Below are 20,608 nucleotides of genomic sequence, written 5' to 3'. Positions count from 1 at the left end.
CTAGCGACCGGTGCCGCCGTAGACGACGGCCTCGACCTCGTGGGAGTCCAGGTCGAACGCGCGGTGCGCGGCGGTGACCGCGTCGTCGATCTGCTGCTCGTTGACGACGACCGAGATCCGGATCTCGGAGGTCGAGATCATCTCGATGTTGACGCCGGCATCGGCGATCGCCTTGAAGAACCGCGCCGAGATGCCGGGGTTGGTGCGCATCCCCGCGCCGACGAGCGAGATCTTGCCGACCCCGTCGTCGTACTGCAGCTGGGCGTAGCCGACCTCGTCCTTGAGCCGTGCCAGCGCCGTCATCGCGGTCTGACCGTCGGCGCGCGGCAGCGTGAAGGAGATGTCGGTCAGGCCCGTCGAGGCGGCGGAGACGTTCTGGACGATCATGTCCAGGTTGATCTGCGCCTCCGCGAGCACCTCGAAGATGCGCGCCGCCTCGCCCACCTTGTCGGGGACCCCGACGACGGTGATCTTGGCCTCGCTGCGATCGTGCGCAACGCCGGAGATGATCGCTTGCTCCATCACGGGAGCCTCCCCATCGACTTCGTTCGTGAGTTCCGTGGACAACAGCTCCGCCATCCGCTCCGCGCTGACCACCCAGGTCCCCTGCTTGGTGGAGAAGGACGAGCGGACGTGGATGGGCATGTTGTTGCGGCGCGCGTACTCGACGCAGCGCAGGTGCAGGATCTTGGCGCCGTTGGCCGTCATCTCCAGCGTCTCCTCGTACGAGATGACCGGGATGCGGCGGGCGGCGGGGACGATGCGCGGGTCGGCGGTGAAGATGCCGTCGACGTCGGTGTAGATCTCGCAGACGTCGGCCTCGAGCGCGGCGGCGAGGGCGACCGCGGTGGTGTCGGACCCGCCGCGGCCGAGGGTCGTGATGTTCTTGCTGTCGTGCGAGACGCCCTGGAAGCCCGCGACGATCGCGACGGCGTCCTCCTCGATCGCGCGGCGGATCCTTCCGGGCGTGACGTCGATGATCTTGGCCCTGCCGTGCGCCGAGTCGGTGATCACGCCGGCCTGGGACCCCGTGAAGGACTGCGCCTGCTGACCGAGGTTGCCGATCGCCATCGCGAGCAGCGCCATCGAGATCCGCTCGCCCGCGGTGAGCAGCATGTCGAGCTCGCGGCCGTCGGGCAGGGGCGAGACCTCGTGGGCGAGGTCGAGGAGCTCGTCGGTCGTGTCGCCCATCGCGGAGACGACCACGACGACGTCGTTGCCCGCCTTCTTGGTGGCGACGATGCGCTGCGCGACGCGCTTGATGCTGGCGGCGTCGGACACCGACGAGCCGCCGTACTTCTGGACGACAATGCCCACGGACGTTCCTCGTCTGCCTCGGAGTCTGGTGGTTGGACGCCACGCTGCGTCCTCGTCAGTCTAACCGGGCACGTCACCGGGTTTTCCCGCGTCTCGGGGACGGGGCGACTCACGGCGCGGGGCGCTGACCTTCGCGGCGCTCGATGAGGGCGGCGATCCCGTCGAGGAGGAGGTCGAGACCGAAGCCGAAGCTCGCCTCGCCGTACTCCTCATAGCCGGCCTCGCCGACGGCAGGCATCGGCGAGAGGGTCGCGGCGAGACGGGCGAGGTTCGGGAAGGTCTCCGGGTCGGCGAGGACGGCGATCACGTTCTCGAACGCCACGACGGGCTTGCCTGCGGCGCGTCGACGGGCCGCCGCGGCCGCCTCCTCGTACGCCATCCGCGCCTCGGCGAGGGAGTAGGCGCTGATCGCCCCGACCGCCTGCAGCTTCTCCCCGTCGGACAGCGGGGTGCCGGACAGCGCGTCGAGGCCGCGCTCGAGCCACGCGAAGGCGCTCGGCCCCATCGGCGGGTTGCTCATCGGCATCTGCGCGAGCCACGGGTGGTCTGCCAGCATCTGCTGCTGGAGGGTGGCCCACGACTGCATGCGCTCCCGCCACCCGTCACCGGTCAGCTCGACCCGCTGCGCCACGGACGCGCTCTCGTTCCACATGAGCGAGAGCAGCTCGTCCTTGTTGGCGACGTGGCGATAGAGCGCCATCGTCGAGAATCCGAGCTGCTTGGCGACGCGCGCCATCGACACGGCGTTGAGGCCGTCGGTGTCGGCGATCTCGACGGCCGCGGCGACGATCGCGCTCGCGTCGAGCTCCGGACGTGGTCCTCGACGACCGCCGGAGCGCCTGCCCCAGAGCAGGGCGAGCTCGTCCGGGAGCTGCATCTCGTCCTGGGCCATCCGACCTCCTCGTCGGCCTTACGATAAGGCCTTGCTCCTTCTGTGTATCACGTATACGGTTTTGCGTATGACATACACAGTGGAGGTCGAAGGCCTCACCAAGAGCTACGGCTCCACCGACGTCCTGCGCGGTGTCGACCTGGCTGTCGAGACCGGGACGGTGCTCGCCCTGCTCGGCACGAACGGCGCCGGGAAGACCACGCTGGTGCGGGTCCTTGCGACGCTCATCGGGTACGACGGCGGCAGCGCCCGCGTCGCCGGCCACGACGTCGCGCGCGACGCGCACGCCGTCCGCAACGCCATCAGCCTCACGGGCCAGTACGCCGCCGTGGACGAGGTCCTCACCGCCCGGGAGAACCTCACGATGGTGGCGCGCCTGCGGCGCTTGCCCCGTCCAGACAGCGCCGCGCGCGTCGACGACGTGGTCGAGCGCTTCGACCTCACCGCGATCGCCGACCGCCGCGCGTCGACCTACTCCGGCGGCCAGCGGCGTCGGCTCGACCTCGCGATGAGCATGGTCGTGCCCCCGACGCTGCTCTTCCTCGACGAGCCGACGACCGGGCTCGACCCGCGCAGCCGCGACCAGGTCTGGGCGACGGTGCGGGAGCTGGCCGACACGGGTGTGACGGTCCTGCTCACCACGCAGCACCTCGAGGAAGCCGACCGGCTCGCTGACCGCGTCGCCGTCCTGGACGGTGGTCGGGTCGTGGCCGACGGCACACCGGAGGAGCTGAAGGCCCAGGTCTCCGGCGAGATCCTGCGACTCTCCTACGGCGATGCCCGGACCTACGAGACCGCGCTCGCCAGTGTGCGTACGCCCGAGGTCACCGCCGACCCCGTCCTCCTCACCGTCGACGTCCCCACCGACGCCGCCCCAGAGTCGGTGTGCCGGGTGCTCGCCGAGCTCGCGGCCGCGGGCGCACCCCCACGCCGGGTCGACATGCACGCACCGAGCCTCGACGACGTCTTCCGTACCCTCACCGCACCGAGCCTGGAGGCCCGCCCATGAGCACCGCCACGACCCCCCGCGCCAGCCTCGTTCTCGACTCGCAGGTGATGGTCCGCCGAAGCCTGGTGACGACCCTGCGCAACCCCGAGGCGTTCTCCACCGCACTGGCTCTGCCGGTTGCGCTGATGCTGCTGTTCGTCTACGTGTTCGGGGGCGCCCTGTCGACCGACGGTGCGTACGTCGACTACGTCGTGCCCGGGATCATCCTGCTCTGCGCCGGGTTCGGGGCGGGAACGACGGCCGCTGCGGTCGCGCACGACATGACCAACGGCATCATCGACCGGTTCCGTTCGATGCCGATCGCCGCCGGGTCGGTGATCGTGGGTCACGTCGTCGCCAGCGTGGCCCGCAACGCCGTCGCGACCACCCTCGTCATCGGGGTCGCGCTGCTCGTCGGGTGGCGGCCGAGTGGCGGACCCGTCGCATGGCTGGCAGCGATCGGCGCTCTCACGGTCTTCGTCCTCGCGATCTCGTGGCTCGCCGCGACAGTCGGGCTGATCGCGCGGACTCCAGAGTCCGCGAACGCTTTCACGATGGTCCTCGCGTTCCTGCCCTACGTCAGCACGGCGTTCGTGCCCGCGGACACGCTGCCGCCCGCGCTGCGCGGGTTTGCCGAGAACCAGCCGATGACGCCGATGATCGAGACGCTGCGTGGGCTGTGGATGGGAACGCCGATCGGCGACCACGGCTGGTGGGCTCTCGGGTGGTGCGGCGTGATCCTCGTCGGGGCGGCGGTGTGCTCCGCGCGCCTGTTCCGACGCCGTACGGCGTGACGCGGACGTGCGCGGCAGCCTCAGTCCACGGGTGGGGACGGGACTCCGAGGACGCCCTGCACGGCGCGTTCAACCAACTCGACGTCGTGCGGCGCGCTCCTGGCGAGCTCGATGCCGACCGACTCCAAGATCGCCAGGAAGGCCCGGGCCGTCAGCCGGGGTGGGGGTCCGGCCGGGATCGAGCCGTCTCGGCGCCCTGCCCGCACCAGATCGGCGCACTCGGCCTCGAGCCGGTCGTAGGTCGTCTCCATCGCGCGCCCGACGGGGTGGTCCTGACCGGTGAGCTCGACTCGCAGCGTGAGCATGACTCGTGCACGGTCGTGACCGCGACAGTACGCGGCGTGGCGCCGGGCCATCGTGAGCAGAACCGCGAGGGGGTCGCCCTCGTCGAGACTCGGTCGTCGCACCTCCGCGTCCCACGTCTCGGCGACCCACTCCACAACGGCGAGGGCGAGCTCCTCCTTGTTGGCGAAGAGGTGGTAGAGCGCGCCGCGGGTGTAGCCCGCGTCCTTGGCCACCTGCTCCAGGACCAGGTTGGCGTAGCCGTACGTGGACAGGCCCCGCGCCGCCGCGACGAGCAGGGACCACCGAGTCCGCTCACGACGGTCGGCCTGCGTACGCCGCGCGACGGACCCGCTCACGACGCCGCAGGAGTCGGGCCGACGAGGCGCTCCCGCTCCAGCCACGCGCGCTCCCACTTGCGGGTCAGGGCGGGATAGACGATCAGGTAGCGGAACGGCTTGATCGCCACCATGTAGATCCGCCCGAAGACACCGTTGGGCTTGACGAGGGCTGCCATCCTCAGCTCGTACTCGCCGTCGCCGTTCGGCACCCAGCCAAGGTGACACAGGTCGTGGACGGTCTTGTTGGCCAGCTCGATGACGCACTCGTCGGGGAGCTCGTAGACCATCGTGAACGGCGTGTTGGGGACCGGGTCGCCGGCCGCCTCCTGGATCAGGTCCGACGGGAGCCGGTCACGGAGCGTGTCGACCCGAGAGGCGAGTCCCTGGTCGGACGAGTCCCAACCGAGCATCGCGCCGAGCCGCCAGCGGACCGCGAAGAGGAAGCGGACGAGCGGAGGGTTCTCGTTGAGCCCGCCGGCGGCACGCAAGGCGGCGAGCATGACCGGAAAGTCGTCTGGTCCGGCGCCGGGAGTGCGGTAGGACCAGACGTCCTCGAGCCGGAAGTCGGGCGCGATGTCGTGGATCCTCCACGGCCGCCCGGCGTGCTCGACGTCGGCGACCCTGCCGTTGCGTATCCCCATGCGCGCAACATACATACACGTACGTATGTTAGTCAACCGTCGACCGGTCCTCCGAGAGGAGCTCCTCCGTCAGCTGGTCGACCAGCTGATCGATCTCCGGCTCCCGGTCCCATCCCTTGATGTAGTGCTGCAGACGCTCCCGCTCGTTGGCCCGGATCGCCTCTGCCGCGGCGTCGCCTGCGGCGGTCGAGGTGACCGTGCCGGCGTCGACGGTCACGAACCCGCGTCGCGCGAGGGAGTCGGCGACCCGTTGCACCGCTTCGGGAGCACGCCCGGACCGCTCGGCCATGGTCGCGATGGATCGAGGCCCCTTGAGCGACGCACGCGTCACCATCCAGCACTCCTCCGGCGTGAGCCCGAGATCGAGGTCGCCGACGAGCGCCTGGTAGATCCGCAGCGGGTCCTGGCGACCGACGCGCCGCCAGAGGTGAAGCCGGAGCTCTTCGAGCGAGGTCCGGCTCGACGGCAGCGCGAACGACTGACCTGCGGAGCCGCCCACGTCCTGGGCCCCGGTCGTGCGCCGCAGTGGGAGCTCGGGGATCAGCCAGGCGAGGAGGAACGCGAGCAGCGCCACCGGTACGGCGGCGAGGAAGACGACGTGGATCGCGTCCGCGTAGCCGTCGAGGAACCAGTTCTGCACCTGCGGTGGGCACTCCCTGAGCCCGAGCGCCGACTCCTTGAGCACGTCGCCCGAGCAGCGTCCGGTGGCGTCGGCAGGGGTGTCGCGCCCGAGGGCGTCGGCCAGGGAGCGGGTGAGGACCGCACCGAACGCGGCGACACCCACGGAGCTGCCGATCGTACGGAAGAACGTGGCTCCCGAGGTCGCGGTCCCGAGGTCGCGGTAAGCGACGGCGTTCTGCACCGCGAGCACCAGCACCTGGGTGACCATGCCGAGACCGAGACCCAGGACGAACATGCTGCCCGAGGACTCGAGCGTGGTCGTGTCCCGGCCCATCAGAGAGAGCAGGAACAGTCCCAGCGCGGTGATCGCCGTCCCGAGGATGGGGAACACCTTGTAGCGACCCGTCTTGGTGATGAGGTGGCCGCTGCCGATCGAGGTCAGGAGGAGCCCGACCATCATCGGCAGCATCTCCAGCCCGGACTCGGTCGGTGACGAGCCCTTGATCTGCTGCAGGTAGAGCGGAAGGTAGGTGATCGCTCCGAACATCGCGAAGCCGATGACGAACCCGACCAGCGACGTCGTCGTGAACGTGCGGTTCGCGAAGAGCCGCAGCGGCAGGACCGGCTCCGGCGCTCGACGCTCCACGAGCACGAATGCCCCCAGGGCCACGACGCCGATCACCCCCGTGGTCCACACCTCCACCGAGCTCCAGGCCCAGGTCGACCCGCCGAGGCTGGTGATCAGCACGATCGCCGTGGCCACCGTCCCCAGCAGGACCACCCCGGCATAGTCGACGCTCGCGGCGCGATCTGGGCGGATGCGCGGCAGGACGGCCGTCACGACCACCAGCGCGACGGCGCCGAGCGGAAGGTTGATGTAGAAGACCCACTCCCAGGAGAGGTTGTCGACGAAGAACCCACCGAGCAGCGGACCAGCCACGCTGGCCACCCCGAACACCGCCCCGAACGCGCCCTGGTAGCGGCCGCGCTCCCGCGGTGGCACGACGTCGCCGATGATCGCCTGCGACAGCACCATCAGCCCGCCGCCGCCCGCACCCTGCACGGCCCGCCACGCGACGAGCTGTCCCATCGTCTGCGACGTCCCGGCGAGGGCCGACCCGACCAGGAAGATCACGATGCAGGTGATGAAGAGGCTCTTGCGGCCGTACAGGTCCCCGAGCTTGCCCCACAGCATCGTGGTCACCGTCGACGCGAGCATGTACGCCGTCACGACCCAGGACAGGTGCTCGGCACCACCGAGATCCTGGACGATCGTGGGGAGCGCGGTCGACACGATCGTCTGGTCCAGGGCGGCGAGCAACATCGCGAGCATCAGCCCGCCGAAGATCGCCCAGACCTTGCCCCGGGCCAGCGGCTCGGCCTCGTGGGTTTCCTCCGCGTGAGTCGCCATCGTCCCCCCTGTCCTGCGGCGATTCTCAACCAGGGGCGGGGGGTCCGCACCTCCTGAGGTGTCCGGCGTCTAGGAGAGGCGGCTCCAGAGGAACCGGTACGCCAGCGCCGACATGTGCGCGGCCTGCGCGTTGTTGGCGGCGCCGCCGTGGCCGCCCTCGATGTTCTCGTAGTAAGTGACGTCTTTGCCGGCCTCCAGCATCTTCGCGGCCATCTTGCGCGCGTGGCCGGGATGGACCCGGTCGTCACGCGTGGAGGTCGTGAAGAGCACCGGCGGATAGGCCCGGTCGGCGTCGAAGAGGTGGTAGGGCGAGAACGTGGCGAGGAACTCCCAGTCGGCGGAGTCGGGGTCGCCGTACTCCGCGATCCACGACGCCCCCGCGAGCAGCAGGTGGTAGCGCTGCATGTCCAGCAGCGGCACCTGGATGACGACCGCGCCGAACAGCTCGGGGTACTGCGTGAGCATGTTGCCGGCGAGCAGACCGCCGTTGGATCCGCCCATCGCGCCGAGGTGCTGCGGCGAGGTGATCCTCCGCTCCACCAGGTCTCGCGCCACCGCAGCGAAGTCCTCGTACGCGCGGTGGCGCTGGTCGCGGAGCGCCGCCTGGTGCCACGTCGGGCCGTACTCCCCGCCGCCGCGGATGTTCGCCACGACATACACGCCGCCGTGCTCGAGCCACGCGCGGCCGAGACCACCGGAGTACGAGGGAGTCAGCGAGATCTCGAAGCCGCCGTAGCCGTAGAGCAGCGTCGGGGCGGAGCCGTCGTCCGGGAGGTCGTGCGGGCGGACCACGAAGTAGGGCACACGCGTGCCGTCGACGGACTCGGCGAAGTGCTGCTCGACGACGAGGCCGTCGGCGTCGAAGAACGATGGCATCGCTTTCAGCGGGACCGGGCGGGCGTTGACGCCCCGTGGGCCGAGGTCGAGCAGCGAGAGCGTGGTAGGCGTCAGATAGTCGGTCGTGTAGAGCCACACCGCGTCGTCCTCGTCGGCATCGACCGGTGCGACCTGCAGGGTGCCGAGCTCGGGGACGTGCCGCGCGGCGACCCGGTCCCACTCACCGCCTGGCTCGGCGGGCGGGGTGAGGATCTCGAGGCGGCTTCGTACGTCGGTCATCAGCTCGAGCACCAGCCGGTGGGCGGTGAACACATAACCCGCGAGTGCACTGTCGCCGGTCGGCTCATAGAGGACCGTGAAGTCGCGTGCTCCGTCGAGGAAGCTGCTGAAACCCAGGGCGAGCAGCGATCCAGCGACGTACGTGCGTCCGTCGACGGTCCAGTCGTCGCGGAGCTCGACGAGCATCTGGTCGCGCTTCACGCTGGTCTCGGCGGAGTCGGGCACGTCGAGCTTGGTCAGCACGACCTCACCGTCATCTTCGGTGAGCAGGTAGCGCTCGGCGGTGTAGAACGACGTCGCGCGGACGACCCAGTCGCGCTCGAAGCCCGGCGTGCGGTCATGGAAGGCGCCGATCGACAGATCCTCGTGGGCGCCCTCGAAGACCACCTCGGACTCGGCGAGCGGCTCTCCGCGACGCCAGCGCCGCGCGATCCGCGGATAGCCTGACTCCGTCATCGAGCCCGGCCCGGTGTCGGTCTCGACGAAGACCGTGTCCTCGTCGATCCAGCTCACGTCCCCCTTGGCCTCGGGGCGCACGAAGCCGTCGGTGACCCACGTACGCGACGCGAGGTCGTACTCCCGCGTCACGTCGGCGTCGGAGCCGCCGCGCGACAGCGAGACCAGCGCGCGCATGAAGGCGAGCGGCCCGGTCCGCAGGACGGCGGCGCCGTGCCAGACCCAGTTCTCGTCCTCGACGTCGGCGAGCGCGTCGAGGTCGAGGACGACATCCCACTCCGGGTCGTCGGTGCGGTACGACGCGAGGGTCGTACGACGCCAGACACCGCGGACGTGCTGGGCGTCGCGCCAGAAGTTGTAGTACCAGTCGCCCGCCTTCGCGATCGGCGGGATCTTGGCGTCGGAGTCGAGGACCTCGAGGATCTGCTTCTCCGTCGTACGGAAGTCGTCACTGGTCTCGAGGCGCTCGGCGGTCTCGGCGTTGCGGGCGCGGACCCAGTCGAGCGCCTTCTCGCCGTCGACGTCCTCGAGCCACAGGTACGGGTCGGTCTGCTTCATGGTTTCGAGCCTAGGCGGACGGCGAAGCGCTACCTTGCGGCCCCCATCGGTGCGAGAGTGTGCCGAGCCAGGGACGTGGGGTGCCGGGACGGAGAAGAGGGCTCGATGAACGGACCGACCTTGAGGTGCCACGAAGTCTCCGTGGCACTGCGGGGCTCGACGGTGCTTCGCGACGTCTCGCTCGGCGTGGCCGCCGGTGAGGTCGTCGCCGTAAGCGGCGCGAGCGGCTCCGGCAAGTCGACACTCCTCAATGTCCTCTCGGGTCTGCTTGTTCCGGACGCGGGTGAGGTCACGGTGAACGGCGTGCGGATCGACACGCTGAGCGACCGCCGGCGCGCCGCGATCCGCCTGAGGTCGTTCGGTATCGCGTTCCAGGCCGGCGACCTCATCCCGGAGCTGTCCGTCGGCGAGAACGTCGCCCTGCCCCTTCGCCTCCTGGGGACCAGGCGTTCGGAGGCACGTGCCCGCGCGATCGCCCAGCTGGACAACCTCGGGATCGCCGACCTCTACGACAGCGATCTGGGTGCAGTCTCGGGTGGCCAGGCCCAACGTGCCGCGCTCGCTCGAGCACTCGTGCACCGGCCGATCATCCTTCTTGCCGACGAGCCTACGGGAGCCCTGGACGACGCCAACGCAGGCCGCGCTGTCGAGCAGGTCATCGACGTCGCACGAGATGGTGGCCTCGCGGCTGTCGTCGTCACGCACGACGCGCGGGTCGCCGAGCGGTGCGACCGCGTGCTGCACCTGCGCGCTGGTGTTCTCACGGACGCGACGCTCGCGTCGTGATCGGGGCGCTCGCCGGCCTGGGGGTCCGACTCGCTGCTCCTCGCCGCTACGATGCCGCCGCTCGGCTGACGTTGCTCACCCTCGGCCTCGTCGTCTGCACGTTCGTCATTCTCTGCGGGCTCGCGGCGCCAGGCGCCCTCGACCGCCAGGCCGAGCGGAGAGCCGACCTCGCGCTGGCGTTCGCCGCCGACGAGGACCAGGCCGCACACCGTCTCTGGGCGCTCGACACTGAGCCGCTCTCCGACCGACGGTGGGACGGACATCGCGTCACCCGGGTTGCCGTCGCAGAGCGTGGCATGGGAGCGCCAGAAGCTCTACCGGGCGTCGAGCGACTGCCCGCTCCCGACGAGGTCGTTCTCTCACCCCGGCTCCGCGAGCTCATCACCGACATCCCGGCCGTCCGAGCACTGTTCTCCGCGTACGAGCCCATCGGCACCATCAGCGCAGCCGGGCTGACACAGCCGCACGAGCTGCGAGCTGTGATCGGGGTCTCACCCACCACGGACGGCCTGCGCCCCGTCAGCGGCGTCGGAGTGCCCGAGAGCGGTGACGACCGCGCGAGCACCGCCGCCCTCAACACCGTGGTCGGCGCAGTCATCGCCGTCCTCGTCCTGGTCCCCGCCGGAGGCATGGTGGTGCTGTGCTCCCGGCTCGGGAGTCGACAGCGTAGGGGACGGATCCACGCCCTGCGCCGGCTCGGGCTCGGCAGGCACGCCGTACGCATCGTCCTCGCCACCGAGATCGGCGTCTTCGCCCTTCCCGCCGTCGTCATAGGGGCCGTCGCGTACGGGATCTTCGCCGGCACTTGTGACCATGTCCCGTTCACGACCTTCGGGTTCTCTCCCGGCGACCTGAGACTGCCGTTCCCGAGAGTCGGCGCGGCGATGCTTGCCGTCTTCGCGCTCAGCGTGCTGGCCGCTGCAGCCGGGGTGCGAGTCGATGAGCTCGGTCATGCCACTCCGACGACCCGGCGGGGACGCGGGGGACGCCGAGTGGGCTACCTCGTCCTCGCCGTCGGCGTGCTCCTGTTCGCCTCGTTCGAGCTCCTCCCGTACGGGGCCGCGAAGGCGGTGAGTCTGTGGGTCGCGTACGGCCTCATCGCCGTCGGGCTCGCCATGTCGGTGAACGGCATCGTGGTGGCCGTCTCCCGAGCCGCTGCCCGACGCGTCGCCGACCCTGGAGCTCTCGTCGGTCTGCGAGTGGGAGCCGCGGAACCCGGATCGACCGCTCGGATGGCGAGCGTGGTCGCTGCCCTGGTCGTGTGCCTGTCTGCGTCGTTCAACCTGCTCACCGTCCTGGCGAACAGCTCTCAAGGTGACAGCACAGACGACGCCACCGGGCACATCACACTGACGGTCCTCGACTTCGGCGGGGCCCTGACCCTTGACGAGCTGCGTGAGATCCCAGGCGTGACCGGTGCCGTTCCCGTCGTATTCGCCAAGGGTGACCGCGACGACCTGTCGACGATCGTCAGCAGCTGCGCGCAGCTCGAGGCGCTCGTCGGCGGCCCTGTCTCCGACTGCGACGGTTCTCCGTCCTGGCTGGTGACCACCCCCGCGTCTTCGGCAGGGGCGATCCACGCCGAGAGCAGCCACCTCAGGGTGGGCGGCAACGCGTGGCGACTCCCTGGGCACGCAGACCACCTCGTGCTCCCCCACGGGGCCGGCGCTCTCGCGCGCCATCTCCTCCTCCCACCCGGGTTCGTCGTCGAACAAGCCAGCGCCATACCGACGTTCGTGGTCAGGATCCCGGTGGCCGACCGCAGCGAGGTGCTCGCCCGGATCAGCAGCAGGTCACCGTCGACTGGGTTCGACTTCGGGGACAACGCATCCCTCGACACCGATTCCCGGGAGTACTCGACGCAGATCTCGTGGCTGCTGGCAGGGGCGTTCGTGAGCCTCGTCCTGACGCTCCTCGCCCTGTGCATCGGTGTTCTGGGAGAGGCGGAGGCGCGCCGGAACCGGCTCCGTGGGCTCTATGTCCTCGGAGCGAGAACCCGTCACCTGGCGACCTCCCACATCGCCTCCGTGCTGGTCCCGCTCGCGGTCGTCGCGATCGTGGCCGGCCTCGCGACAACCCTCACCAGCATCGGGATGTCCCTGGTCGACGAACGGGCTCAACCGTCGGTCGCCTTCCTGCTGTCGGTGAGCGTGGGCGGGCTCGCCGTCGCTGTCATCGCCACCGCGGTCACACTTCCTTCGGCGTTGCGCGCCTGGTCGCCCGACGAGACCACGGCCGGCGACTGAACAGCACGACGGCTCAGAGCAGGTCGAGCGGGGGCTCCTCGGGCGACATCGCGGGGGTCGCGCCGACGATCCGGTCGCGGGCGACGACCGACTGCAGTGCCCGCAGCGCCGAGGTCGTCTCGCCGCCCCACGAGGTGAAGAACGAGAACTGCCACCACCACAGCGCCTCGACCAGACGGCCCGCGCGGGCGTGCTGCATCCCGTGCGCGAGCGCGGCGACCAGGGAGATCACGTCGTCGGAGATCCGGTACGCCGAGGGTTCGGCGGGATCGTCGTAGGGGTCGAAGACCTCGACGTAGGTGTCGAAGCCGTCGAGCACCGTGGCCAGCTCCACCCGGACGTCGTCGAGATCGATATCGGGGCCGCTGTCGGGCTCGTAGCGGTCCGGCGGAACCATCCTCGGCATCGCGGCCATCCGGGCACCGACGGTGAGCGCCCGGCTCAGCTCGACGAGCAGACCGGCCACCATCTCGTCGCCGTCGGTGATGCCGATCAGGCTGCGAAAGCCCTCCAGCACCACATCGACGTCCTCGGCGAACCCGTGAGCCACCGCGGCCAGCTCGTCGTCTCTCGTCGTGCTCACGTCGCCCCCTCCGGTGCCGGTGTCAGTCGACCGAGCGACGCCCTTCGAAGGCACGCCCGAGCGTGACCTCGTCGGCGTACTCGAGGTCACCGCCTACGGGTAGTCCACTGGCCAGACGCGTCACCCGCAACCCCAGGGGCTTGAGGAGCCGCGTGAGGTAGGTCGCGGTCGCCTCGCCCTCGAGGTTGGGGTCGGTCGCCAGGATGATCTCCTGGATCGCGCCGTCGGACAGCCGCTGCATGAGCTCCTTGAGGCGCAGGTCGTCCGGACCGACGCCCTCGATCGGGGAGATCGCACCGCCGAGGACGTGGTAGCGGCCGCGGAACTCGCGGGTGCGCTCGATCGCGACGACGTCCTTGGACTCCTCCACGACGCACAGGATGGCGGGATCGCGACGTGGGTCGGCGCAGATCCGGCAGGTCTCGGACTCGGCGACGTTGCCGCACGTCGTGCAGAACCGCACCTTGTCCTTGACCTCGGTGAGCACCTCGGCGAAGCGACGGACGTCGACCGGATCGGCGTCGAGCAGATAGAACGCGATGCGCTGCGCGCTCTTGGGCCCGATGCCAGGGAGCCGGCCCAGCTCGTCGATCAGATCCTGGACGACGCCTTCGTACATCGCGTCAGAACCCGAGGGCGCCCGCTGCGCCCCCACCGGGCTCGCCGCCGAGCCCGCCCGCGAACGGGCCGAGCTTCTCGGCCGCGAGCTGCTCGGCCTGGCCGTTGGCGTCACGGACGGCAGCGACGACCATGTCGCCGAGCATCTCGGTGTCCGAGGGATCGACGGCCTCGGGCTTGATCTCCACCGACACGAGCTCGCCGGTGCCGGTCACCGTGGCCTTGACCAGACCGTTGGCGGCCTGGCCGGTGACCTGCAGCCGGCTCAGCTCGTCCTTGGCGGCGAGCAGGTGCTCCTGCATCTGCTGGGCCTGCTGCAGGAGGGCCGACATGTCGGGCATGCCGCCTCCGGGCTGGTTGGGTCCACCGAAATCATCACCGATCACCGGGACGTCCTCACGTTGGTACGACCGCGGCGTCTCCGCCGCGAAGTGCACTGGCCAGCCTACCGGCGAGAGCGTGCGGACCGGCCGAGGCGGCGCAGCCCGGTCGCGACCAGGCCCGAGACGAGCCCGACCACGGCGCCGGTGACGACGCTGCTCCCCACGGTGACGATTCGCATGATCACCTCCTCGGCCTGTCGCGGAAGCCGTCCCTCCCACGACCCGCCGAGCCGTGGGTCCTCGGCGAGAAGCGAGTCCCACATCAGGTTGTGGCCGATGCCCAGCCCGATCCCGTACACCGTGCCGACGACGAGAAGCGTCGTGACGGGGGACGGGACGCGGGTCCAGAGGGCCACGCCCACCCACGCCAGCATCGGTCCGATCGCGAGGAGCGCCGGCCCCCACGCCCCCGTGTCCACGTCGAGGTCGTGCACGACGACCCGTGGGAGCGAGAGCGCCGCGAGCAGGAGGATCGCCCACCACGGCAACCCGAACCGATATCTCGTCATCGGACGCCCCGCGGCCCTCGGGAGGTCTCGATCGTCAGGTGCGGCAAAGCACGGTCCAACCAGCGCGGCAGCCACCAGTTGCGGTCGCCGAGCAGCTCCATGACCGCAGGCACCAGCACGAGCCGCACCAGCGTCGCGTCGATGAAGATCGCGAACGCGAGACCGAACCCGAACAGCTGGAGCTCCCGGCTCGACCCGAGGACGAAGCTCCCGAAGACGCACACCATGATCGCGGCGGCCGCCGAGATGACCCGTGCGGTGCGCGCGAGGCCCTCGGCCACGGCCGTGGCGTTGTCGCCCGTACGGTCGTACTCCTCGCGGACCCGGGACAGGAGGAACACCTCGTAGTCCATCGACAGACCGAAGACGATCGCGATCATCATCATCGGCACCCACGCCTCGACGGGCGCGCTCGCGCCGAGGTCGAGCAGCTCCACGCCCCAGCCCCACTGAAAAACCGCCACCACCGCCCCGAATGCGGCGCCGAGCGACAGCAGGTTGACCAGCACCGCCTTGACGGCGACGGCCAACCCACGGAAGACGAGGACGAGGAGCACCAGCGCGGCACCGAGGACGACGGCGAGGAAGAGCGGAAGACGTTCCGCGGTGTAGTCGGCGAAGTCGACCGCCGCCGCCGTCGCTCCGCCGATCGCGACCTCGAGCCCGCTGTTGTCCACCGCCTGCGGGACCACCTCCTCGCGGAGCGTGTGCACGAGGTCGGTCGTGGCCTCGTCCTGCGGTCCGGTCGTCGGGATCACCTCGAAGAAGGCGACGTCGCCGTCGTCGGAGAGCACCGGCGGTGTGGTGGCCGCGACGCCCGGTGTCGTCTCGAGGGCGTCGGCGAGCGCCTCCACGGCAGCGTCGCCGGCGGGGCCGTCGGCTGCCTGCACCGCGACGAAGAGGGGGCCGTTGGCGCCAGGGCCGAAGCCTTCCGCCACCAGGTCGTACGCCCGCCGTCCGGTGTCGGTCGTCGGGCGCGTGCCGGCATCGGAGAACCCGAGCCGGAGATCGAGAACCGGGAGGGCGAGCAGGACCAGCACGGCGGTCGCCGCGAGGGCCGCCGGCCACGGCCGCCGCTGCACCACACGGCTCCAGCGGCGGGCGAGCCGTCCACCGTCCGACCTCGTACGCCGCCGGTGGACCGAGAGCCGGTCGATCCTCCGTCCGGTGATCGTGAGCATCGCCGGCAGCAGCGTCACGGCGGCCAGCATGGTGACGAGCACCGCTCCGGCGATCCCCAGCGCGACACCCGTGATCACCTTGAGGTCCATGAGGACCAGTCCGAGCGAGGCGATGACCACGGTGACTCCGGCGAAGAGCACGGACCTCCCGGCGGTCGTCTGCGCGATCGTCACGGCCTGCGCCGGATGGGCCCCCGCCGCGAGCGCCTCGCGGTAGCGTGTGACGACGAGCAGGGCGTAGTCGATGCCGACGCCGATGGCGATCATCGCCGCGACGGGTGCGGCGAAGCTCGGCATGTCGACCCACCGGGCACCGAGACCGACGAGAGCCACCCCGCTGGCGGCGCCGATGACTCCGACAAGGATCGGCAGGACCATCGCGATCACCGACCCGAAGGCGAAGAGCAGGATGGCGATCGCCGCCAGCACGCCGATCAGCTCGCTCGGCGGCCCACTCCGATGCCCCTCCTCGGCGCCGAGGCCACCGACCTCCACGGTCAGGCCGTCCGTGGCAGACGAGCCGCGTACCTCGTCCAGGTCGTCCTGGAGCTCGGCGACGGCCTCGGCGTCCTGGGTCGGGAGCCCCACCGTGACGTAGCCGATCGTGCCGTCGGGGGAGAGCTGGTGTGCTCCGTCGGCGGCGAACGGGCTGCCGACCCTCGCGTCGGGCGCCAGCGCCGTGACCTCGTCGACCAGCGACGCCACCTGCTCGCGCCCGGCCGGTGTGTCCAGGCTGTCCTCGCGCTGCAGGACGAGCTGCGCCTGGGTGCCCGCGTCCGACGAGAAGCCGCCGTCCTCGAGGATCTGGACGGCACGGTCGCTCGGCGAGCCAGGAAGGTCGTAGTCGTCGCTGGTCTCACCGCTGAACGCCCCCGACAGGGCCGACAGCGCCACCACGACGACGATCCATCCGGCAACGACGAACCACCGCCCTCGCTGGCAGGCTCGAGCAAGTCTCTCCATGGTGTCCACGTCCTCCGCTGATGTCCGACAGGTTCGTCGGCGCACCACGCTAGGAGCGCGCGAAGCGCGACTCAGTCCCTCAGGAGCGGCAGTCGCGTCGCGTCTGGGCGTACGGGTCTCGGGGTCCCCGTCAGTCGACGAGACCGGCACGGTGCGCCAGCACGACCAGCTGGGAGCGGTCGCGGGCGTCGAGCTTCGTCAGGAGGCGGCTGACATAGGTGCGCGCTGTCTCCGGGCTCAGGAACAGCGCCGTCCCGATCTCCTCGTTCGTCTGCCCGAGCCCCACCTGGGTGAGCACCTCGACCTCGCGCTCGGTGAGGCCCGCGAGCCTCTCCTCGCGGGCACGGCGGGTGGGCATCCGCGCGACGCGGTCCATGAGCTGGCGGAGCACCCCGGGCGCGATCTGGGCCTGCCCGCCCGCGGCGCTGCGCACCGCACGCCGCAGCTCGTCGGCGTCGATGTCCTTGAGCAGATAGCCGTTGGCACCCGCCGCGATCGCCTCCACGACGTCGTCCTCGTCGTCGAACGTGGTGAGGACGAGCACCGGCGTCGTGCCGAGGAGCGGGTCGGCGCGCATCGCGCGGATCGCCTCGGTGCCCGACATCACCGGCATCTGCAGGTCCATGAGGACGACGTCGGGCCGCAGCTCACGCGCCTCGCGCACGGCCTCCCTGCCGTCACTGGCCTCACCGACCACCGTGACGTCGTCGGTGTTCTCCATGATCGCGCGCAGGCCGTGGCGGAGAAGGACCTGGTCGTCGACGAGCAGCAGCCGGATCACGACGAACCACCGCTCATCACCGGGACCGTCGGGATGGACGCCTCGACCGCCCATCCCTGCGGGCCCGCGTCGACGTCGAGGGTTCCACCGAGTGCGCTGACCCGCTCACGCATCCCGCTGAGGCCGTGCCCGTCCTGGATCTGCGGGCCTGCGGCGGCCGTCCCGTCGTCGACGACGCGGACCCCGAGCAGTCCGGGCTCCTGCATGCCGATCCGAACGCTGATGCTGCGCCCGTTCGAGTGACGCAGCGTGTTCGTGATCGCCTCCTGCACAAGACGGAACGCCGCGGCACCGACCTCGGGCGCCACGTCGATCTGATCGACCTGCACGTCGACGGCGTACCCCGCCGCGGTCGGCGCGACGCCCAGGCTGACGACCTCGTCGAGCCCCGCAGCGGGATCGAACTGTCCCCGACCGCGGAGGACGGCGACCGTCTGACGCAGGTGCGCGGACGCGTCGGTGATCGAGGATCGGACGAGGTCGAGCGCATCTCGACGCGCGTCCTCGGCGAGCGCCTCGCGAGCGATGTCGGAGTAGAGGGCGGCGACCGAGAGCGAGTGCCCGATCGAGTCGTGCAGCTCGCGCGCGAGCCTCATCCGGTCCTCGCGCACCTGGGCGACGTCGTCGAGCTCGCCCTGGCGGGTGAGCAGCCGCGTGACCTGATCGGTCCTCTGCCGGAGGCGGCGACCCACCCGGACGCTGTGCCCCAGCGCGATGGTCGCGACGATCAGGGCAGCATCGCCGCTGAGCTCGTAGCCGAGGACGAACGACGGGCTCTGGCCCTCCAGCAGCCGGTAGCCGGTGGCGGTGACGACGAGGAGCACGCTCGTGACGATCGCCGCACGCAGGTGACCCATCTCGGCGGCCGAGTAGAGCGCCGCGGCGATCGGTACGGCGAGACCGATCGCGGGGAAGCCGGCCGCGTAGTAGCTGAAGAACCCGAGCGACGTGAGTGCCAGCACCAGCAGCGGGTGGCTGCGTCGTACGAGCATGAGCAGGCCCAGACCGAGAGCCCACAGATAGACGAGCGGGTTGACCGCACCCCCACGGCCCTCGTGGGAGTTCGCGACGACGGCGAGCACGACCGTGACACCGACGCACAGCAGCACGTCGGTCCTCCGTGGGGTCAGGCTCATCACCGTCCCGTCCTCCTCTCACCCCGATGCTAGGGCCGGGCGAGCGATCTCGGTGTCGCCCACGAGCGACGCCTGCGTCTCCTGGGAGCGATTCGTTCGCACCCGCGGTACGTGACCGTTGACATGTGACATCGCCGATGTCACACTCCGTCGCATGGCCGATCTCGGACCGTTCGCCTCCCTTGTCGCCGTTGAGCAGCCACCCGCGGGCGGTGCTGCACTGGACCAGGTCATCGGCATGTCCGTCGCCGCCGTCGTCGTCTCGGCGGCCCTGCTGTGGATCGCGTGGGCGCACCGCACCCGCCGCATCACCTGGCTGCAGCGCTTCGGCGACCGTGCCGAGCAGCGTCTCGGCCGGCCAGGCTGGGTCGCCGTCCCGGGAGCGATGCTCGCCATCGCCCTCGTCACCGCGTTCCTCGGCTTCATCTGGGACGTCAGCCTGCACGCGGGAGTCGGACGCGACGAGGGCCCGCTGGCCAACCCGGCGCACTACCTCATCCTCGTCGGCCTCTTCCTGACCTTCGTCGCCGGCGCGACTGCGATGGTGCTGCCCCTCGACGAGGTGCCTGGCCCCGCCGCCGTGAAGATCACCCGCGCCTGGCACGTCCCGGTCGGCGGGCTCCTGGTGGCCGGCGCCGGACTGTACGCCCTGATCGGCTTCCCGCTCGACGACATCTGGCACCGAATCTTCGGTCAGGACGTGACGCTCTGGGGTCCGACCCACATCATGCTCATCGGGGGTGCCGGCCTGTCGTTGATCGGCATCATCATCCTGCTCCGCGAGGGCGACCTCGCGCAGGGCAAGGTCACTGCGCCGCTGCGGGAGCTCCGGGTGCGCATCTCGTACACCGCCGCGTTCGGCGGGCTCCTGATCGGCCTGTCGGTCTTCCAGGTCGAGTACGACTTCGGCATCCAGCAGTTCCGCCAGCCGCTGCACCCCATGATGATCGCGGCGGCCGCCGGGCTCGCCCTCGTCGCGGCACGGCGCGTCCTCGGCAGGGGCGGCGCCGTCCTCGCCGTGCTCTTCTACCTCGCCGTGCGCATCGGCACCGCGGTGATCGTCGGGCCTGTCCTCGGCGAGGCGTACAACGTCTTCCCGCTCTACCTGGGCACCGCGGTCGTCATCGAGGTGCTCGCTCTTGTCGCGCCGCTCTACCGGCGTCGCCTGCTGTTCGGCGCGGTCGCCGGTCTCGCGCTCTCCACCGTGGGTCTCGCGCTCGAGGGTCTCTGGGTGGAGGCTGCGTTCGTCCTTCCGTGGACGAGCGACATGTGGCTCGAAGGACTCCTCATGTCGGTCCCGGTGGGCGTGCTCGCCGGGATGGCCGGGGCACTGTTCGGGACCGCGCTCACCACCGGCGAGATCCCTGGCAAGGCCGTGTGCCGCACCATCATCGTGGCCGGCATCGTCGCGGTCGCGGTGTCACTGGGCAACGGGCTGTACGCGACCGTCCCCGACGCGACCGCGAGCGTCGAGCTCACCGACGTCGACGCAGACCCGGCGAGCCGTACGGTCGAGGCGCGTGTCACGTTCGACCCGGCCGACCTCCCCAGCGACGACCCGACCTGGGTCCAGATCACGGCGTGGCAGGGCGGTGGCGACGGCGTCGTCGTCGACCGGCTCCGTGAGACCTCGCCCGGAGTCTGGGAGACGACCAGGCCGATCCCGGTCCACGGCACCTGGAAGACGCTGATCCGCGTCTCCGACGACCGCATCCTCGCCGCGGTCCCGATCTGGCTGCCCGCCGACGCGGCGATCGATGCGGAGGAGCTCGCGGCGCCGTCCGCGTTCACGCGCGCGTTCGTCCCGGAGAGCTCGATCCTCCAGCGCGAGAAGAGCGCCGACCACCCGACGTGGCTCTGGAACGCCGCCTGCACCGTCGTCGCGATCTGCTCGCTGCTGCTGCTGTGGGCACTGGCGTGGGGTGCGGCCCGCGTCGCACGAGCCACCCCGCGCGGCACGACCGCCGACCGGCACGCCGACGACCGCCCGCCCGCCCGCGTCTGA

At 70.6% G+C, this 20,608-nt stretch carries 18 protein-coding genes; 5 read left to right on the top strand and 13 right to left on the bottom strand.

All coding sequences use genetic code 11. The features are described 5' to 3' along the window. Positions 1-1,317, bottom strand: coding sequence for an aspartate kinase (locus KV100_RS11120; protein ID WP_220343125.1), 1,317 nt, complete (start codon positions 1,315-1,317; stop codon positions 1-3). A gap of 109 nt (positions 1,318-1,426) precedes the next feature. Continuing rightward, a complete protein-coding gene (locus KV100_RS11115; protein WP_220343124.1) occupies positions 1,427-2,209 on the bottom strand; it encodes a TetR/AcrR family transcriptional regulator in 783 nt (260 codons plus the stop codon). Between the two features lie 67 nt (positions 2,210-2,276). Here KV100_RS11115 and KV100_RS11110 point away from each other — a divergent pair, with 67 nt between their 5' ends. Next, entirely contained in the window at positions 2,277-3,218 is a 942-nt protein-coding gene (locus KV100_RS11110; protein WP_220343123.1) for an ATP-binding cassette domain-containing protein, read from the top strand. Continuing rightward, positions 3,215-3,991, top strand: a complete 777-nt coding sequence (locus tag KV100_RS11105) for an ABC transporter permease (RefSeq protein ID WP_220343122.1) — start codon at positions 3,215-3,217, stop codon at positions 3,989-3,991. Before KV100_RS11110 ends, KV100_RS11105 begins: the two co-directional genes overlap by 4 nt. A gap of 20 nt (positions 3,992-4,011) precedes the next feature. On the opposite strand, the gene KV100_RS11100 is transcribed toward KV100_RS11105, so the two are convergent. The 4 genes from KV100_RS11100 to KV100_RS11085 form a co-directional block, all read right to left on the bottom strand. Further along, complete coding sequence (locus KV100_RS11100) at positions 4,012-4,632, bottom strand: TetR/AcrR family transcriptional regulator (protein ID WP_220343121.1); 621 nt, start codon at positions 4,630-4,632, stop codon at positions 4,012-4,014. After that, positions 4,629-5,255 (bottom strand): DUF2867 domain-containing protein, encoded by a 627-nt coding sequence (locus KV100_RS11095; RefSeq protein ID WP_220343120.1) that lies wholly within the window; start codon positions 5,253-5,255, stop codon positions 4,629-4,631. Before KV100_RS11095 ends, KV100_RS11100 begins: the two co-directional genes overlap by 4 nt. Positions 5,256-5,283: 28 nt before the next feature. Continuing rightward, positions 5,284-7,287: an MDR family MFS transporter gene (locus tag KV100_RS11090; RefSeq protein WP_220343119.1), complete on the bottom strand. Its 2,004-nt coding sequence runs from the start codon at positions 7,285-7,287 to the stop codon at positions 5,284-5,286. A gap of 69 nt (positions 7,288-7,356) precedes the next feature. Continuing rightward, the gene (locus tag KV100_RS11085) at positions 7,357-9,417 is read right to left on the bottom strand and encodes a prolyl oligopeptidase family protein (RefSeq protein ID WP_220343118.1); all 2,061 of its coding nucleotides are present in this window, start codon (positions 9,415-9,417) and stop codon (positions 7,357-7,359) included. Positions 9,418-9,558: 141 nt separating this feature from the next. Between KV100_RS11085 and KV100_RS11080 the strand changes: the two genes are divergently transcribed. Then, entirely contained in the window at positions 9,559-10,203 is a 645-nt protein-coding gene (locus KV100_RS11080; protein WP_220343117.1) for an ABC transporter ATP-binding protein, read from the top strand. Next, positions 10,200-12,449, top strand: a complete 2,250-nt coding sequence (locus tag KV100_RS11075; RefSeq protein ID WP_220343116.1) for an FtsX-like permease family protein — start codon at positions 10,200-10,202, stop codon at positions 12,447-12,449. Before KV100_RS11080 ends, KV100_RS11075 begins: the two co-directional genes overlap by 4 nt. 13 nt (positions 12,450-12,462) lie before the next feature. Here the strand turns inward: KV100_RS11075 and KV100_RS11070 are convergent, their stop codons facing one another. The 7 genes from KV100_RS11070 to KV100_RS11040 all read right to left on the bottom strand — a co-directional run bounded on the left by KV100_RS11070 (position 12,463) and on the right by KV100_RS11040 (position 18,603). Further along, the gene (locus KV100_RS11070; RefSeq protein ID WP_220343115.1) at positions 12,463-13,032 is read right to left on the bottom strand and encodes a DUF5063 domain-containing protein; all 570 of its coding nucleotides are present in this window, start codon (positions 13,030-13,032) and stop codon (positions 12,463-12,465) included. Positions 13,033-13,054: 22 nt separating this feature from the next. Next, on the bottom strand, positions 13,055-13,651 hold the full coding sequence (recR, locus tag KV100_RS11065; RefSeq protein ID WP_220343114.1) for a recombination mediator RecR: 597 nt from the start codon (positions 13,649-13,651) through the stop codon (positions 13,055-13,057). A 4-nt stretch (positions 13,652-13,655) separates the two neighbouring features. After that, on the bottom strand, positions 13,656-14,036 hold the full coding sequence (locus KV100_RS11060) for a YbaB/EbfC family nucleoid-associated protein (RefSeq protein ID WP_308291416.1): 381 nt from the start codon (positions 14,034-14,036) through the stop codon (positions 13,656-13,658). Between the two features lie 59 nt (positions 14,037-14,095). Then, a complete protein-coding gene (locus tag KV100_RS11055; RefSeq protein ID WP_220343113.1) occupies positions 14,096-14,542 on the bottom strand; it encodes a hypothetical protein in 447 nt (148 codons plus the stop codon). Next, positions 14,539-16,686, bottom strand: coding sequence for an MMPL family transporter (locus KV100_RS11050; protein WP_220343112.1), 2,148 nt, complete (start codon positions 16,684-16,686; stop codon positions 14,539-14,541). The genes KV100_RS11055 and KV100_RS11050 overlap by 4 nt, the downstream gene beginning before the upstream one ends. A 130-nt stretch (positions 16,687-16,816) precedes the next feature. Continuing rightward, positions 16,817-17,467 (bottom strand): response regulator transcription factor, encoded by a 651-nt coding sequence (locus KV100_RS11045; RefSeq protein ID WP_220343111.1) that lies wholly within the window; start codon positions 17,465-17,467, stop codon positions 16,817-16,819. Next, positions 17,464-18,603, bottom strand: coding sequence for a sensor histidine kinase (locus KV100_RS11040; protein WP_220343110.1), 1,140 nt, complete (start codon positions 18,601-18,603; stop codon positions 17,464-17,466). The genes KV100_RS11045 and KV100_RS11040 overlap by 4 nt, the downstream gene beginning before the upstream one ends. A gap of 154 nt (positions 18,604-18,757) precedes the next feature. Here KV100_RS11040 and KV100_RS11035 point away from each other — a divergent pair, with 154 nt between their 5' ends. Beyond that, positions 18,758-20,608, top strand: a complete 1,851-nt coding sequence (locus tag KV100_RS11035; RefSeq protein WP_220343109.1) for a hypothetical protein — start codon at positions 18,758-18,760, stop codon at positions 20,606-20,608.

The sequence above is a fragment of the Mumia sp. zg.B21 genome (assembly GCF_019550855.1).
Classification (GTDB): domain Bacteria; phylum Actinomycetota; class Actinomycetes; order Propionibacteriales; family Nocardioidaceae; genus Mumia.
The sequence above is the reverse complement of the archived record's forward strand: the minus strand, read 5'-3'. Positions and strand labels throughout refer to the sequence as shown.

Bases quoted from the DNA above. Each gene is read 5' to 3' on its own strand.
- KV100_RS11035 (WP_220343109.1), top strand. From the start codon at position 18,758: ATGGCCGATCTCGGACCGTTCGCCTCCCTTGTCGCCGTTGAGCAGCCA.
- KV100_RS11050 (WP_220343112.1), bottom strand. From the start codon at position 16,686: ATGGAGAGACTTGCTCGAGCCTGCCAGCGAGGGCGGTGGTTCGTCGTT.
- recR (WP_220343114.1), bottom strand. From the start codon at position 13,651: ATGTACGAAGGCGTCGTCCAGGATCTGATCGACGAGCTGGGCCGGCTC.
- KV100_RS11055 (WP_220343113.1), bottom strand. From the start codon at position 14,542: ATGACGAGATATCGGTTCGGGTTGCCGTGGTGGGCGATCCTCCTGCTC.
- KV100_RS11095 (WP_220343120.1), bottom strand. From the start codon at position 5,255: ATGGGGATACGCAACGGCAGGGTCGCCGACGTCGAGCACGCCGGGCGG.
- KV100_RS11105 (WP_220343122.1), top strand. From the start codon at position 3,215: ATGAGCACCGCCACGACCCCCCGCGCCAGCCTCGTTCTCGACTCGCAG.
- KV100_RS11085 (WP_220343118.1), bottom strand. From the start codon at position 9,417: ATGAAGCAGACCGACCCGTACCTGTGGCTCGAGGACGTCGACGGCGAG.
- KV100_RS11090 (WP_220343119.1), bottom strand. From the start codon at position 7,287: ATGGCGACTCACGCGGAGGAAACCCACGAGGCCGAGCCGCTGGCCCGG.
- KV100_RS11040 (WP_220343110.1), bottom strand. From the start codon at position 18,603: ATGAGCCTGACCCCACGGAGGACCGACGTGCTGCTGTGCGTCGGTGTC.
- KV100_RS11115 (WP_220343124.1), bottom strand. From the start codon at position 2,209: ATGGCCCAGGACGAGATGCAGCTCCCGGACGAGCTCGCCCTGCTCTGG.
- KV100_RS11110 (WP_220343123.1), top strand. From the start codon at position 2,277: ATGACATACACAGTGGAGGTCGAAGGCCTCACCAAGAGCTACGGCTCC.